This window comes from Wolbachia endosymbiont of Nasonia giraulti, assembly GCF_048054155.1.
Lineage (GTDB): Bacteria > Pseudomonadota > Alphaproteobacteria > Rickettsiales > Anaplasmataceae > Wolbachia > Wolbachia pipientis_C.
Window position 1 is genome coordinate 1 of sequence record NZ_JAFEVH010000025.1, and the last position, 16,463, is coordinate 16,463.

Genomic DNA, 16,463 nt, shown 5'->3' on the forward strand with positions numbered 1-16,463 from the left:
ATTATTTTTCAGACGAGGCAGGAAATATAATCGATTCACCTGACAATGAGGTATTACAAGACATTATGTTATACTACGGTGAGAGACATATAAGAGATGTGCTACTGTTGCTATCAAACGCGTTTACTAAAGTTTTTATTCAGGGCCTAACAGACGGCCAACTAAAAACTCTTGCCAATACTCTTAGTAACGAGCAACTGCAAAAAATAATTCCTGAACTGAGCTCAAGCCAGTTGCAGGCCTTAGCAGAGAACTTAACAGATGAACAACTCCAAGCTTTAGTGGATCATCTAACCAATCACCAGCTAAAAACCCTCGCTCAGGAACTAAATCCAGAAAAGTTACAAATAATTGTTCCTATTTTAAATGATACTCAGCTTGAAGCTCTAGTGAGAAAATTAAATTCAGAGCAAGTAAAAGAAATTTTACCTCACTTAAAAGTGGATCAGTTCAAAGCACTTATTAAAACTTTAAATGACGAGCAATTTACAGTGCTTGCAAAAGACTTGGCTGAGCACCACTTGACAATACTCTCCAAAGAATTAGAAGGTGATCAGTTGAAAGCTTTAGTAAATAGTCTGCAAGAAGAACAACTGAAAGACTTAGTTAATAAGCTTGATCCTGAGAAACTCGAAGCAATTGCTCAGGATTTAACTGATTCTAATAAGATTCAGATTATCATTAAGTCTTTAGTTGACAACCCAGACAAACTTCAAGCTTTTGCTCGCAATATGTCTAATGAGCAGTTTAAAGAACTTTTGGATAACGTAGGCGCAGAAGAGCTTAAAGACATCATTCACAAACTGCCTTATGAGAAAGTGACAGCTGTGATCGGTGATCTCAGCAATCAAGATCAGTCTAAAGCTATTATTGATGCATTAAAAGGGAAACTTGACGAGCAGAGTAAACAGAACAAGGAAATGATTGAGATGCTCAAGCAAATCAAGGACGATATGCCAGGCATTGCAGAAGCTCCAGATTTTACAATAGTAGAAAACAATAACGATTCAATGCTACTTGTATGGTAGCAATTTATGAAAATCAATTTTTTTATAGGAGGTAACTTATTATGAGTAAAAACAATGTAGAATTATATTTTGGTGACGAGCCTTCAGACCAAAGTAAATTACTAAAACTTGAGAGCCCGGTTTTTACAAAACCAGATTTTGTAAAACCAAGTATAGATTCAGTAAAAATTCAGAATAAAGAAAAAGGTGCTAAGGAGTTAGATTTTGATATAAATCAGCCACTGGAAAAAATACCTATAGCGGAAATGAAGCAAACAGCCGCAGCTATAACATACCTTAAAAAGGTTTATGATGGCTTGATAGACAGTATTAATGAGTATAACACAAGTTTAAGCAGTAACATTACAACTGGCATAGTGGAGCCACTGTCAACAACTATATCAAATATAGGGAACAATACAACTGAAATAAAAAGTCAACTTCAAACTCTTCGAGATGAGCTTCAGGAATTTCGTGATGATCAGCCAGGCATTGCAGAAGCTTCCATATTCCCTCATGCTACTGGCGAAGAGAACGGGTTGCTTTAATAAAAAAGGTAATAGCTTGCTAGCTGTTACTCTTTCCACATACCACTTCAATGTAGCTGAATTGATTTTAAAATTATAATTTTTTATAGGAGTTAGCATGAATAATAGTAAACAAGAAAGCAAAAACGAACTTAAAGTAATAAGCAAAATAGAAGTTAACACCAAACCTAAAGGTTATGATGAAACAGTTGCGCGAAATCCAGCGCAGCTTGGTTATGTCCACAAAGCTTTAGATAAATTAATCGCAGAGCTGAACACGAAATTCGTTCCTGAATTGGATGATGTATTGCATAACAATAGCAACTCTATCAGTCAATTAAATGACATGCTAACAGAAGAAAGGAGTAAGCTTGACGAGCTAATTACAAAGGTTGGTAATGAAAATAGTGGTTTAGTACAGAGCCTGAATAACTTACAGACAAAAGTAGAGGAATTAGAAAACAATACCATTAATGAACCAGATTGGGGTTAAACTGGAAAGAGTAATAGTCTCTAGGCTGTGACTCTCTCTACATACCGTTTCAATACAGCCAGGTTAAGGAATCTATTTTAAAACTTTCGGCATATAGTTCTCATCATGTTTTGCAAACACTGTATCTGCAAGAAAAGTACTATTATCAAACATTTTACCTTGCACAACAACACCACTTTTTTCTGAAAACATTGGTGGAAGTATTCCCTGATATTTCACCATAACGCTCTTATTAAAATCTGTCATTTGAAAAATCACTTCACTTTCGTTGCGTATCACGCTATTTTCAACAACCATTCCACCAACACGGATTAGTTTTTGACCATTTGGTAAAACTATTGCCTCACTTACTGTATAGAAAAATGAGATATTTTCTTTGAGCGTTGTTAAAATAAAAAAAACTGCACAACTTAAAAAGCAGAAAATTCCTGAAGTTATAAGTAATCGCTTATGTTTCTTCTTCATGATTATCTTTCAGGCTTTCTAGAATTTTTTTACTTTTAGTATAACAAGAAATGGTAAAAATTAGCTCTCCAGCAATCAGCGTGAAACTAATAAGGTAAGCAAAAATTACATATGTATTCATAATGCATTATCAATAAATAACTCACCTGCATCAAAATAAATTAAGCTTCCATCCTTTTGCTGCAACACTAATTTACCACTTTTGTCTATATCAGCAAAAATTCCTTCATACAATTTGTCAACTAACTTTATAGTAATTTGCTCATTCACTTTGAATGCTCTTGTGAGCCACATTTCTCTTATAGCATGAAACCCATCAAATAGCCATTGCTTTCTTAGCTTATTAAAATTTATTATTAATTTTTTTAGCAGATCTATGTTAGACACAGATCCACCATAATTGCTAATGCACGTTGTTCCTGGAAGTGGTGCATGATTGACATTAATTCCAATTCCTATAATGAGCCAATTCGAATTGGATTTTTTTTCAAGCAATATTCCGCTTATTTTCTTGCCATCGATTAGAATGTCATTTGGCCATTTATGTTGAAGATTGAGATCGTTTATGAATTGATCTCTTGTCATCCCAGTGCTTTGACACTGGGATCCAGAAGAAAAAGTATGGATTCCAGTGTCACGCACTGGAATGACACCGCAGTGGGTTTGATTATTCAAGAAATTTAACGATAATAAAGTATTCCCTACAGCAAGAGCAGTCACAAAAGTCAATTCTGTCAATTTGCTGATGTCTTTGACTTTACTCGTTAAGCCTACTGTTATCCCAGTACCATCCGATGTTATCCCAGTGCTTGACACTGGGATCCATGCTTCTTGATTCCTAGATTCCGGCGTCACGCGCTGGAATGACACCGAAAGCGGGCTTTTATCGAGATAATTGTTAAAGAGGTTTACTACCAAACTTGCATAAAAATTATCCTCGGGAGAAATCCAGCTTTTTCCAGTGCGTCCCCTACCTTCTGTTTGTTTATCGGCAATAATAATAGTTTCATTAGATATCCCTCTCTCAATTAAATCCAACGCTTCTTCGTTAGTGCTTGAAACTTCTTTGTAATGATGAATATGAAAGCCCTCAAATGTTTCAGGGATCATTTTCTTAATTCTATCAAAAACTCTCTTATCAAGAAAAACTGTTGCTACGGCTAGCAGAACTTGGTGGTACAGGTGATTGTATACTTCTATATGGAGCCCCATTTTCATTTACGTCATAGGATATTGCTTCAGGACCGCTGTTAACATTTGTTTCAGTAAGTGGAAATTCCCGTTCGTAATTAGGAGCTTCTCCTGCATTCTCAGAAAGTCTAGTATAATTTACTTCATAATCAACGCTATCAAAAATTTTTTTATTTACATCATATGAAAGCTCCTTCTTTGGTTGAAAAGACTGCACTGATGGATTATCACTTCCTAAGCTTGCTTGTAGACTCTCTGATTCTTGTATTGATGAAAACATAGAAGTATGACAACTGCTAGAGCAATTACGCATAAGAGATACCCGTCTTCGATACTCGAATATATCATGAACATTATTTAGTTCAGAAAAACACCTAACTCCTCCTGACCGTTCTTCTAATTCTTGGGTGATACTAACACTAGGAAGGCTATTGTTGGCAATTATTGAGTCCTCAAAGTCACTGCCCCAGGAAACGTCAATATCTATTGTACTAGCCTGATTAGGTTGTTGCCTTCTTTCATTTAATGCATAACTAAGCCCCAAGGCCAGTTTTGCATTATGTAAAGTCTGAGATTGTTGGAGCAAATATATTGGAAGTGACATATGTTCTTGATAATTTTTGATGGAATTACTACCATCTCCCAAATTGTTGTGCGCATCCACAACAATTGACGGCAATTCAGGAAACGATTTGAGTTGATCCATGCTATTTAGAGGCGAGGTGGGTTCTGGATATGGTGGCAACGATTCCTCTGTTTGGTTAGCTTGCTGATCAGCACCTTTAACCATAACGTTTTCAGGTTGCGGTGTTTCTGTTTCTTCCACTGGATCATCAACTGGTGGTTGTTGTGGAATAGGAATAACCGACTTTTCAGACTCTTGCGAAAGCAACGGTGGCGTAGGAGTAGGTGCATCTTTTTCTTGTACTAGACTTTGTCTTTTTTCTTCATTTTTACTTCTTGGTTCGCTACTAACCTTATTAGATTTACCCTTACTGCGTATGGCGGAAACAGTAAATACTGCTAATGTAATTACTGAAACTAATGCAGCAACTACAGAAATGGCAAAAATTGCCAGAGGAGCTGTAGAGATTACAATACCAAATTTAATTGCTAAAGCAACATAAGGGAAATATAAAACAGCTACAGTGCTCGATCCTCCTAGCGAGAGAGCGGCAATTGAAAATTTCAAAACAGTTTTAGTTCTACTCATTTTTCACCACAAAATATTAATTAATCACTAATTATAAACACTAAATTGTTAATTTGTCAATGAATTAATCAATGAGTAAAGATCTTCTACATACAAGAAAAGAACGAGATTGATCAGTGAAGCCACTGAAGTGATAATGAATAGACCCTTAGAATAAGCAACCTTATTACCACTAGCTTTATCAAAATACATAACTTTCATGATATTTAAATAATAGTAGCATGATATCACACTCGCTGTTACAAGAATCAAAGACAGGCTGATAAAGCCAGAATTTATTAAACTTTTGAATATAAAAAATTTAGCGATAAAACCTGCAAGTGGAGGTATTCCCGACATCGAGAGTAATAGTATAGAAAGATGGAATGCTAAAATTGGTTGCTTTTTTCCTATACCAGATAAATTTGCAATATCACAATCATCATCGTCAATTTGTACGAGATATGAGAATAGCCCTATGCTTGTGATGATATATATCACCAGATACATTAAGGCACTATCTGTTCCTGCTTGTGTAAAAATAGAAAGTGAAGCAAATATAAAACCAATGTGACCAATTGAACTGTAAGCAAACAGCCTTTTTAAGTTTTGCTGACGCAAGGCCCCAAAAGCTGAGATAAGCACAGACAATGCTGAAACGTATAAGAAAATAGGCTGAACATAACTTTTTACATTTACTAACTCTTCATTCATCAATCGAATTAAAAATGTTACAAGTGCAGCTTTTGGGGCCGTAGAAAAAAACGCAGTTACTATGGTAGGTGCACCTTGATAGACATCTGGAGCCCACATATGAAAAGGAGCAATAGCAAGCTTGAAACACAAACCAATAAGGATAAAAACTAACCCAAAAACTATTCCATAAGTTATCTGATGGTTTTGCAAGAATGAACCGAGCTCAGAGAAATTGACTTGTCCTGTATATCCATAAAGCAGCGACATTCCATATAGCATAATGCAGGAAGATAGTGCACTAAGTGTAAAATATTTCACTCCTGCTTCACATGAATAAGCTGAATCTTTATTAAAGCTCGCAAGAACATACAAAGATATACTCATCAACTCAAAAGCTAAATAAAAAGAAATCAGACTATTTGCTGAAACCAAAGTTATCATGCCAAATAGCGCAAAAAGAATCAGTATTGAAAATTCATATTTATAGTCATATTTTGATAAATTCAGCATCAAAAGTATTAAAATTCCTGTGCTGAGAATTAACCCTTGGGCTGACCTGATGTATAAATTGAGTTTTAACAACGAATTTAAGAGAAAAATTTCATTGTTTTCTGCCGAAATAATTAAAATAATCAAAGTTACCACTGTGCAGCCAAGTGCTAATAAGTTGATAGTTCGGCGGTTAAATATAATTCCAAGCAGTAGCAACACTAACGAGGAGATAATAGAGAACGTTTCCGGCAATATCTGTATATAATTCATAGCGCATTATATTTGACTAACAAATTTGCCATACATGGCTTCAAATAATGCAGTGCAAGGGTTGGGTAGGATCCAAGCAAAATAACAAACACTGCAAGCAGAATTAAGACAGAAAATTCTATGCTATCCAAGCTATTATTTAATAATTTAGAATAGCTAACCCCCCATATTATTTGCTTACATAAATTCAGCATATAAACTGCGCTTAAAATAGTGCCAAGTGCGATAAATCCTGTAAAAAACCCTATGCTCTTAAACATTCCAACCATAGCCAAAAACTCACCTATGAACCCAGATGTTCCAGGTAGCCCTATTGAAGCCATTGAAAACAAAATGAACATAAAACCAAATTTTGGCATTGTATTTACTATGCCAAAATACTTTGCAATCTCCAAAGTTCCAGTTCGAGTATATAGCATTCCAACACACAAAAATAAAGCAGCAGAAATAAGGCCATGACTAATCATTTGAAATATGCTACCCAGTACTCCTTCCTCACAAAATGAAAAGAGGCCAGCAGTAACGATCCCCATATGTGCTATTGAAGAATAAGCTATTAACTTCTTTATATCATCTTGAGCAAACGCAACTAGAGAAGCATATATCACCGCAATAATGCTCAGCACAACAACGAAATTTGAAAAATACAAACTTGCCTGAGGAAGCATTGGAATAGAAAATCTTAAAAATCCATATCCCCCCATTTTAATAAGCAAGCCAGCTAAAACCACAGATCCAGAAGTTGGTGATTGCACATGCGCATCAGGAAGCCAAGTGTGAAATGGAAACATTGGAACTTTTATTGCAAAGGAAATAAAAAATGCAATCCACAGCAATGACTGCACTTCAAGATCAAGGCTTGGCACTAATGTGGCTAATTTTTGTATATTAAACGTCCCAAAAATGCTATAGACGTACACTAATCCAAGTAGAAATAATAATGAGCCAGTTAATGTATAAAGAAATAACTTAAACGTTGCATATACCCTGTGTTTTCCTCCCCAAATGCCAATAATAAAGAACATTGGTATTAAAACAGCTTCAAAAAACACATAAAAGCTTATAGCATTCAGTGAAACGAAAAACCCGACTACAAAACTCTCAAGCAGTAGAAATAATGCCATATAGGCTTTTAGGGTCGTATAACTCATTTTGCAGTTATAGAGTATACAAATTACAAACAAGAAAGTTGTAAGCAGAAGGAAAGGCAACGATATACCATCTATCCCTATTCCTACATTCTTGATTGGATAGCTGACAAACTGAAAGTCCGCATTGTTATAATCAAATTCTATACAAGTTACAATGCTAAGCAAAAATGGAAGTATAGTAAAAAATAGGGCAAGGAATCTTAGGTGTATAGATTGATGATTAATCCTGATCGAGGATAAAATCAACACTCCTATCAGTGGAAGCAAGAATATACTAAGTAACAACACCTTCTATTTAATTCCAATAATATATAAAGCACCGATTATTAAAGTAACAAACATAATAAATGCATAATCAAATATATAACCAGTTTGTAACTTTATAGAACTTTTTGAACATTCATTAACCAACCTTACAACACCATTTGGTCCAAATGAATCAATAGCCTTAACATCAAACTTCCATAGAAGCCTAGATATAAACCTTATCAGTGCAATTATAACAAACTCATACACCTCATCAAAGTACCATTTATTCTGCAAAAACTTAAGTAAAAATTTACTCTTAATTTGCCTAATTACTTGATATTGGTAAATTAGGTACGCAAGTGCTATTCCACTTAGGCTCGCTAAGGTTGGCAGCAGTTTTATAAAGAAATTATGAACTCCATGCTCATCAATCACCATTAAACTTGATTTCCAAAACGCATTACTAGTTATGTTCAAAATATTTGCTCCCCACACTCCAGAAAATACCGATCCAAAAGCAAGTATCAGTAATGGCATAAGCATAATCTTCGGTGCTTCATGTATATTAATTTTACTTTGTTTTTGGCTATGGAACACAAGAAGCAATAACCTCCAAGAGTAAAACGCTGTGAAGAATGCAACAACTAAGCTTATTACAAAAGCAAAGCTATCCGTGCTATAAGCATGTTCAATTATCAAATCCTTTGAGTAAAAACCTGCAAATGGAAATATTCCAGAAAGCGCAAGAGACCCAATCCACATGAGAGTGTAAGTGCAAGGGATTTTCTTCCAGCAATTTCCCATTTTCTGAATGTTTTGCTCATGATGCATTGCATGAATTACATTGCCAGCACCAAGAAATAGTAGAGCTTTAAAAAAAGCGTGTGTCATTAAATGAAAAATAGCAACACTGTAAGCAGAAAGCCCACATGCCATGAACATATAACCAAGTTGACTGCAGGTTGAATAAGCAATTATTTTTTTTATATCATTCTGAGTAATCGCAACGGTGGCTGCAAAAAAAGCAGTAAGTGCACCAACGATAACTATTAATTCTCGTGCCACATTTGATAACTCAAACAATGGAGAACATTTTGCTACTAAAAATATACCTGCTGTTACCATCGTTGCTGCGTGAATGAGTGCAGAAACAGGGGTTGGCCCTTCCATTGCATCGGGCAACCAAACATGTAAACCAAGCTGTGCAGATTTACCCATACAGCCAATAAAAAGTAATATGCATATTATATGAATTATTTTAAATTCACAGCAGAATGCCCTAATGTTCTGCGTGCCAAGAAGATCAGTTGTGTCAAAAACTTCAGTAAAATTCAAAGAGTGAAATGTATAATAAATAAGAAAGATTCCAATCAATAGTGCAAAGTCTCCTACCCTATTCACAACAAATGCTTTAATTGCTGCATTATTTGCAGAATATTTTTGGAACCAAAATCCTATGAGTAAATAAGAACACAGGCCAACCCCTTCCCAGCCAAAAAAAAGCTGCACGAAATTATCGCTTACAACCAGCACAATCATGCAAAACGTAAATAGCGATAGGTAAGAAAAAAACCTCGACTTCCCTTTGTCATGCTCCATATAACCGATAGAATAGAGGTGGACTACTAGTGAAACAGTGGTAATAACAATAAGCATTAAGGATGAGAGAGCATCCACACTAATTGCCCAATTTACTTTTAATACACTTAATGAAAATAGAGGAAATAAACTCAAGTGATAATTTTCAGAGAAGGTGAGAAAAACATACCAAGATAAAACTGCAGATATTCCAATCCCCGCCGTTGTAACTAACTGACTTTTTCTAAAAAGTGCTGCAAATAACGAACCAAAGAGTGGCAAAAATACTATTAATTTCAGTATATCCATCATACTTTCATTCTTTCATTAAGTTCGCTTGTTCAACATCTATATTGCCACGACCTCTATAATATACAACCAATATTGCAAGCCCAACTCCTGACTCTGCTGCCGCAACAGTCAACACAAACATCACAAAAATTTGCCCAACTATATCATTCATAAAGGCAGAAAAAGCAACTAAATTGATGTTAATCGCCAGCAATAATATTTCTATTGATAACAGTATATTGATTATGCTCTTACGGTTGATGAAAATACCACACACTCCAATAGTGAACAAAATAGCAGCAACTATCAAAAAATGATTTAATCCTATTTCCATTCTACTCCTTTTCCAAATTTAGCCTTAACCAATTTTACAGATGAAGATTGTGTCAATTGCTTTAATACATTCTGTTTTTTAACTCCTTTTTTCTTGTCCTGCAAAGTAAGAGCAATTGCACCAACAATTGCAACAAGCAGCAGAATACCAGAAAGATGAAAAGCGTACATGTAGTCAGTGTAGAGCAAATTACCGATAGCTTTCACGTTATTGGCATTATAGTTTATAACATTACTTATATTCAGCGTTGAGCTGCGGATTACAAAACTGATAATCAGAAAAAACACAACACATAATATAGCACCAGGAGTGAAATGCTTCGCAAAACCCTGGCGCAACCTTATGTAGTCAATATCGAGCATCATAACTACAAAGAGGAACAACACTGCAACCGCACCGATGTATACTATCAGCACCATCATAGCGATGAATTCAGCTCCAAGGAGAATAAAAAGAACTGCAGAGTTAACGAAAGTGAAAATTAAAAACAACACTGCATGCACAGGATTCCTTACGCTAATTACACAAACAGCAGATAAGATGCTTAGAATTGCAAAAGAATAAAAGAAAAAAGGCATTGATACTTTAACTGCAACAATAGCTACTAACTTAAAGTAATTATTGCTGTAAAGTCAATATTATATTAAACGTTTGAAAACATTCTACTACAAGCTTCAGCTCCATTTTAAATAGAGCATTTTCTCAGTAATGCAATAAACACTCTTGACGGTTTTAATTTATTAACTTATAGTATATGTGTATTAATAGTTAGTGATGGCTCAAAATGTATAACATATTTGGTTACTTCAAAACTTGTGACAAGCAAAGTGAAAAATTAAATAGAGAGAGTTATCAATATACCACAAGAGATTATGTGACAATTTACTTCAATAATACACTAGCCAGTTTAGGCAGATCATGGAGAGAATTTAAAGAAAAAGCATATGGTTTTATATATGATATTGGAGCTTGGTTGAAAGAAATATATGAAAATTTCACTGAACGACCTGAAATGCATAACTTCTATATTCCAGAAAAACTTCCTATTAAAGCTGAGGAAATGATGAAGGAACTGAATCATAAGTCTAAGCCATTTCAAACTCCACCTATTCATCCAACAAGCAGAAGTTTTGATGCCAATATCTCAAATCAAGTTATTGTTACTCAGCATACACTAATTACTCAAATAAGATAGATACAAATCCCTACGCTTAAATATGTAGTACTTGAATGAGTTGACTGTTATGTTCAATAAGACCTTTACAATATTTCGATCATAGGTTTAACTTTACGAAGTTATAATCTATAGTGCTGCAATGAACGATTATCTCTCGCTGCTAAATCCAGAACAACAATCAGCTGTAACTAACATAGATGGACCAATTTTAATACTGGCAGGAGCCGGAACGGGAAAAACAAGAACGATCACTTCAAGAATAGCGCACATAATTCGAAATGGCTACGCTTACTCCGATGAGATCTTAGCAGTTACATTCACGAACAAAGCAGCAAATGAAATGATATCAAGAGTGCTTGAACTTACGGGCACAAATATACCATGGCTTGGCACCTTCCACGCAATTGCAGCAAAAATTTTACGTCATCATGCTGAAATTGTGGGCTTAAATTCCAATTTCACAATCATTGGTGTGGATGATCAATTACAGGTAATAAAAAATATTATTAATGAAATAAGCCCTGATTACCTATCAGAAAAATGTAAGACCATTATGAATATCATCCAGCAGTGGAAAGAGAAGTGTTTATTGCCGTCTGAAGTGGAAGACGTTCAATCATTTAGGCCAGTGTACGTAACTGCACTCAAAGTCTATCACCAGTATCAGGAAAGGTTAAAATTCCTTAACTCTGTCGATTTTGGTGACTTATTGCTATATAACATACAACTCTTTAATCAAAAGACCGAGGTTCTATCCTACTACCAAAACAAGTTTAAATATATCATGGTAGATGAATATCAAGATACAAATGCAATACAATATCTTTGGCTAAAATACCTTGCAAAAGAGCACTCAAATATTTGTTGTGTAGGAGATGACGATCAATCGATATACAGTTGGCGTGGTGCAGAAGTTGAAAATATTTTGAAATTTTCCGATGATTTTAAAAATGCAAAAACCGTTAAACTGGAGTGTAACTACAGGTCAACATCCCACATACTTGCAACTGCATCATATGTTATCAATCACAATAAGACTCGCTTAGAAAAAAAGTTGTGGACAACAAACATTGAAGGGGAAAAGGTAAATCTAATAAAATTATGGGACGGGAAAGCTGAAGCAAGGTTCATAAGCGAACAGATATTAAAGCTCAATAAATACAGATTTAGTGACATTGCAGTGCTCGTAAGAGCGACTTTTCAAACTAGAGTGCTCGAAGAGTATTTTATAAAATATTCAATTCCCTATAGGATTATAAGTGGCGTAAAATTCTACGAACGTCAAGAAATAAGGGATATAATTGCATATTTGAGGCTTGTTACAAATAATAATGATGATCTCGCTTTTGAAAGGATCGTAAATCGTCCCAAAAGAAGCATAGGAGCTACAACTCTAAAGAAAATATACACGACTGCTCAGGATAACAAAATTTCTTTTTTTCAGGCAGCAAAAATATTGGTTAATAGTGATCAAGTAACCGAAAGAATTAAACTCTCACTAAATGATTTTTTAAATAAAATTAAAGCTTGGGAAGAAATAGTAAGCGTAAAACCGCTGCATGAATTCGTTAAAATCGTAGCAAATCAATCAGGATATATGGAAATGCTTGAGAATGAAGGAGTGACGGGTTTAGCGCGAATAGAAAATGTTAAAGAGCTCATTGCATCTTTGAAGAATTTTGACAGCGCTATAACCTTCTTGGAGCACATTAGTTTGGTGATGGAAGTGGATAATATGAATAGCGATGACAATGTATATGTTATGACTCTTCATGCGGCTAAAGGGCTTGAATTCCCGTGCGTGTTTTTACCTGGTTGGGAAGAAGGATTATTTCCTCATCAAAGATCTTTTGAAGATAAAAGTGGTAAAGCTTTGGAAGAAGAGAGAAGACTTGCATATGTTGGCATAACCAGAGCCAAAGAAAGGTTAGTCATTTCATGTGCAGATAGGAGGGAGATTAATAATCAGTGGCAACCAATGCGCACTTCTCGATTTATTAAAGAACTGCCAAGAGAAAATGTTGAGGTGATCAAGAATAGCGCCTACTGTTGAAGCTATAACTGCAGTTCTTACGACAAACACATCTAAATTACTTCAATTATATATTTCTCCTGACAAAAATTCTCTGATGGTCTTAAATAAAATTTTCAGTGAATAATTATCAGACATGTTGTGTTTTGCTGATTTTATTAAGTGTACTTCAACGTCTGTTGATTTGATTTTTTTAGCTAAATTTAATGAAACTTGATAAGGAACATCTTGATCATTAATGCTATGCAGCAAGCGCACAGGACAGTTTACATCTATTGTTTTTTTATTTAAAAGAAGATTCTTTCTGCCGTCTTCGATCAAATTTTTAGTTATTTTGTATGCACAATGCTCCGAAGTAAAATCTATTACACCTTTAGAGCTTAGCTCTTCTTTTTGCTTGTCTGACAATTGCTTGAATATTAAATCTTCAGTGAAGTCAGGAGCAGATGATATGCCGATTAATGCTGCAATTTTTTCTGGAAATTGAAGGGCAGTGAGCAGCATCAGCCATCCTCCCATACTTGAACCTATAATTATTTGTTTATTGATAGTTAATTCACTTATCACTTTAGCACAATTTTTTTGCCAATCACTTATTGTATAATCAGCAAAATCACCACTTGAATTACCATGGCCAAAATAATCAAAGAGCACAAGTGCTATATCATTTTCTTGGCAAAATTTGTAAACGGCAGTTGCTTTAGTTCCATCCATATTGGATGCAAAACCACTAAGAAAAACTATAGAAGCCTTCTTTCCTTGTAGCTTTCGATATGCTATATGGCCATTACTTCCATCGAGTAATTTACAATAATTCATACTACTTTGGCAAGGCAACCGGACTATCGCTCATCGAACGCAAATAGCTGACTAGATCTGCAATCTCTTGTGGATTAGAAATACCTGCAAATGCCATACGTGTACCTTTTATGTAGGCTTTTGGATTTTTTAAAAAAGCAAATAACTCCTCATATTCCCATTTCCCACCTTTTTCAAGCAGTGCTTTTGAGTAATTGAACGAACTGCCAAGATGGGCCTTTTTATTTTCAACTACGTTCCACAAGTTTGGTCCTACTTTATTCATTCCACCTTTCTCAAAACTGTGGCAAGCTATACATTTTTTTGCTGCTGACTTCCCCTTTTCAAAGCTAGCATTTTTCATGAGCTCCCCAATATCAAGTGCCACTTGTTCAATCTTTTGCTGAGGCTCATTGCTGGCTGCCACTATTGTTTGGTGTTCAATTTTATAATCCTCTGGGTTATAGAGCATATCAACTACATTACTAACTATCATAATTATTAATCCAGAAAGTAAAATCGATGCTGCAATCTTATTAAGCTCCATAGTTAATTCTTATCAAGTAATGTTACTTAAATTATGCAAATATTTTCGCAAACAGCAAACAATTACCTTTATTCTACCAAAGATAGAAATTTCTATTACTTAGTTAATAGACCGCAATTCTGGTGCTGAAGTAACTCCGTGGTCCAGTCACATACTGGTCCGGAATAATATATTCAAATAGATTTCCTGCAAACCTGTCTACAATGATTGAAACTGGAACCACTTCTATAATGTTCGTTTGCTTGACCTAAGATTCAGGAGCATTTAAACTGAATTTTATAAAGTACTAGAAATGATAGGAAATCTAAGCGGAATAGTTGATGAGGTGTGTAGCGATCACATAATCCTGAATGTGAATGATGTTGGCTACATAGTATATCTTTCAGCCAAAACTTTAAGTGCTTGTTCGATTGGAAGTAGAGTAAAATTACTTATCGACACTTATGCAAATAGCAGAGAAAACGTTACTCAGCTATATGGCTTTATAAGTAAAGAAGAACAGCAGTATCTGCGTTTATTAGTTAAAGTGAGCGGTGTCAGCTATAAAACCGCAATGTCAATTTTGAGCAAATTAACTCCAGAGCAACTGTTTTTGGCAATTATAAATGAGGATAAACTAGCACTTAAGGTGAGTGGACTTGGCCTGAAACTCATAAATCGAATTATTACTGAGCTGAATGGCAAAGTAAGTAAATTAGAGACAAATAACAATCATTTTCACTCAATTAGTGAAGATGCTCTTTCAGCTTTGATCAATCTTGGATATGAAAGAACAAAAGCTTATGATACAATAAAAAAAATAGAAGATGAATCACCAAACTTGGACACTAAAGATATTATTCGTATGGCGCTTAAAACAATATGAAGTCAATATCATGTAGTAAGGAATACTCTGAAGATGTACGTAATTTAAATATCAGGCCTGAGCAACTTGATGATTTTGTCGGGCAAAAAGACTTAATACAAAATTTAAAAGTGTTTATAAATGCTGCACAGACGAGAGCTGAAGCTTTGGATCACGTATTGCTCTATGGTCCTCCAGGGCTTGGTAAAACAACTTTAGCACAAATTGTCTCTAAGGAGTTAAGGGTTAGCTTTCGTGCAACTTCTGGTCCATTGCTTAGTAAAGCTGGGGACTTAGCTGCAGTGCTCACTACTTTAAATGCAAAAGATGTTCTATTTATCGATGAGATCCATAGATTAAATCGTAGCATTGAAGAAGTTTTATATACTGCTATGGAAGATTTTTGCCTAGATATACTAGTAGGTGAGGGCCCATCTACCAGAACTTTAAGAATAGATTTACCACCATTTACACTGATTGGGGCAACAACACGGCTTGGACTGCTTTCTGCACCGCTGAGGGATCGTTTTGGTATTCCCCTGCATCTTGAGTTTTATTCTTTTGAGGAACTGGTTGATATTATAAAAAGAGGTGCAAGAGTTCTTTGTGCTGAAATCGAAAAGGATGCTGTGCAGGAAATTGCCTGCCGCGCCCGTGGTACTCCAAGAATTGCTTTGAGATTACTCAGAAGAATAAGAGATTTTGTTGAAGTAAAAGATGATAAAAAAATTACCTGTGAAATTGCCGGTTCTGCACTATCAAAATTGGGTATAGATAAAATGGGACTAAATAAATTAGATATGGATTATCTGAGATTTTTGTTTAACACCTCAGGACCTGTTGGAATTGACACCATATCTATTGCACTATCTGAAGATGTTGGCAATATTGAAGAAACAGTAGAACCTTATTTAATCAAGGTCAGTTTCGTAAAGCGCACACCAAGAGGACGTGTTTTAACTGATCAAGCAAAGGAATATCTCAGTATCAATTCAATAGTATGCTAGTATTATAATATATTTTTAGTGCATTGTATAATATTACACTAACATTATAATATTCTCTTATTATATGATTTGCAGGTGTTATAGAGGCAAATAAGAAAGTCTTCTGTTATAGTGAATATGTT

18 protein-coding genes are annotated in these 16,463 nt (G+C 34.9%); 7 read left to right on the forward strand and 11 right to left on the reverse strand.

Annotated elements, in window-relative coordinates; genetic code table 11:
* The 3 genes from JR312_RS04205 to JR312_RS04215 form a co-directional block, all read left to right on the forward strand.
* Positions 1–1,028 (forward strand): magnesium transporter MgtE N-terminal domain-containing protein (locus tag JR312_RS04205; protein WP_416647805.1); only part of this gene is annotated, 1,028 nt, incomplete at its 5' end.
* A 41-nt stretch (positions 1,029–1,069) separates the two neighbouring features.
* Positions 1,070–1,555: a hypothetical protein gene (locus JR312_RS04210; protein WP_010082371.1), complete on the forward strand. Its 486-nt coding sequence runs from the start codon at positions 1,070–1,072 to the stop codon at positions 1,553–1,555.
* A gap of 97 nt (positions 1,556–1,652) precedes the next feature.
* Entirely contained in the window at positions 1,653–2,027 is a 375-nt protein-coding gene (locus JR312_RS04215; RefSeq protein WP_010082372.1) for a hypothetical protein, read from the forward strand.
* Positions 2,028–2,099: 72 nt separating this feature from the next.
* Here JR312_RS04215 and ccmE read toward each other — a convergent pair whose 3' ends face one another.
* From ccmE to JR312_RS04260, 9 genes are read right to left on the reverse strand one after another with little or no spacing between them, the layout of a single operon-like run.
* Complete coding sequence (ccmE, locus tag JR312_RS04220; protein ID WP_010082373.1) at positions 2,100–2,492, reverse strand: cytochrome c maturation protein CcmE; 393 nt, start codon at positions 2,490–2,492, stop codon at positions 2,100–2,102.
* Entirely contained in the window at positions 2,476–2,613 is a 138-nt protein-coding gene (locus JR312_RS04225) for a CcmD-like small membrane protein (protein ID WP_010962957.1), read from the reverse strand. Before JR312_RS04225 ends, ccmE begins: the two co-directional genes overlap by 17 nt.
* Entirely contained in the window at positions 2,610–3,602 is a 993-nt protein-coding gene (locus JR312_RS04230; RefSeq protein WP_416647806.1) for a biotin--[acetyl-CoA-carboxylase] ligase, read from the reverse strand. The genes JR312_RS04225 and JR312_RS04230 overlap by 4 nt, the downstream gene beginning before the upstream one ends.
* 28 nt (positions 3,603–3,630) lie before the next feature.
* Positions 3,631–4,896: a hypothetical protein gene (locus JR312_RS04235; protein WP_416647807.1), complete on the reverse strand. Its 1,266-nt coding sequence runs from the start codon at positions 4,894–4,896 to the stop codon at positions 3,631–3,633.
* A 48-nt stretch (positions 4,897–4,944) separates the two neighbouring features.
* On the reverse strand, positions 4,945–6,333 hold the full coding sequence (locus tag JR312_RS04240; protein WP_416647808.1) for an NADH-quinone oxidoreductase subunit N: 1,389 nt from the start codon (positions 6,331–6,333) through the stop codon (positions 4,945–4,947).
* Positions 6,330–7,772: a complex I subunit 4 family protein gene (locus JR312_RS04245; protein ID WP_416647809.1), complete on the reverse strand. Its 1,443-nt coding sequence runs from the start codon at positions 7,770–7,772 to the stop codon at positions 6,330–6,332. Before JR312_RS04245 ends, JR312_RS04240 begins: the two co-directional genes overlap by 4 nt.
* A gap of 3 nt (positions 7,773–7,775) precedes the next feature.
* Positions 7,776–9,623 (reverse strand): NADH-quinone oxidoreductase subunit L, encoded by a 1,848-nt coding sequence (gene nuoL / locus JR312_RS04250; RefSeq protein ID WP_416647810.1) that lies wholly within the window; start codon positions 9,621–9,623, stop codon positions 7,776–7,778.
* A gap of 4 nt (positions 9,624–9,627) precedes the next feature.
* On the reverse strand, positions 9,628–9,936 hold the full coding sequence (gene nuoK, locus JR312_RS04255) for an NADH-quinone oxidoreductase subunit NuoK (RefSeq protein ID WP_264330615.1): 309 nt from the start codon (positions 9,934–9,936) through the stop codon (positions 9,628–9,630).
* Entirely contained in the window at positions 9,927–10,514 is a 588-nt protein-coding gene (locus JR312_RS04260; RefSeq protein WP_264330614.1) for an NADH-quinone oxidoreductase subunit J, read from the reverse strand. The genes nuoK and JR312_RS04260 overlap by 10 nt, the downstream gene beginning before the upstream one ends.
* Before the next feature lie 206 nt (positions 10,515–10,720).
* Here JR312_RS04260 and JR312_RS04265 point away from each other — a divergent pair, with 206 nt between their 5' ends.
* Positions 10,721–11,131 carry a WD_0964 family protein gene (locus tag JR312_RS04265; protein WP_264330613.1) on the forward strand — a complete coding sequence of 137 codons (411 nt, stop codon included), beginning with the start codon at positions 10,721–10,723 and terminating at the stop codon, positions 11,129–11,131.
* A gap of 121 nt (positions 11,132–11,252) precedes the next feature.
* Positions 11,253–13,166 (forward strand): ATP-dependent helicase, encoded by a 1,914-nt coding sequence (locus JR312_RS04270; protein WP_264330612.1) that lies wholly within the window; start codon positions 11,253–11,255, stop codon positions 13,164–13,166.
* A gap of 42 nt (positions 13,167–13,208) precedes the next feature.
* Here JR312_RS04270 and JR312_RS04275 read toward each other — a convergent pair whose 3' ends face one another.
* Together JR312_RS04275 and JR312_RS04280 are read right to left on the reverse strand one after the other, a co-directional pair.
* A complete protein-coding gene (locus tag JR312_RS04275) occupies positions 13,209–13,964 on the reverse strand; it encodes an alpha/beta hydrolase (RefSeq protein ID WP_264330611.1) in 756 nt (251 codons plus the stop codon).
* A gap of 1 nt (position 13,965) precedes the next feature.
* Positions 13,966–14,490, reverse strand: coding sequence for a c-type cytochrome (locus tag JR312_RS04280; protein WP_264330610.1), 525 nt, complete (start codon positions 14,488–14,490; stop codon positions 13,966–13,968).
* A gap of 292 nt (positions 14,491–14,782) precedes the next feature.
* Between JR312_RS04280 and ruvA the strand changes: the two genes are divergently transcribed.
* Together ruvA and ruvB are read left to right on the forward strand one after the other, a co-directional pair.
* On the forward strand, positions 14,783–15,355 hold the full coding sequence (gene ruvA / locus JR312_RS04285) for a Holliday junction branch migration protein RuvA (RefSeq protein ID WP_264330609.1): 573 nt from the start codon (positions 14,783–14,785) through the stop codon (positions 15,353–15,355).
* Entirely contained in the window at positions 15,352–16,341 is a 990-nt protein-coding gene (gene ruvB, locus JR312_RS04290) for a Holliday junction branch migration DNA helicase RuvB (RefSeq protein WP_264330608.1), read from the forward strand. Before ruvA ends, ruvB begins: the two co-directional genes overlap by 4 nt.
* Positions 16,342–16,463 lie beyond the last annotated feature (122 nt).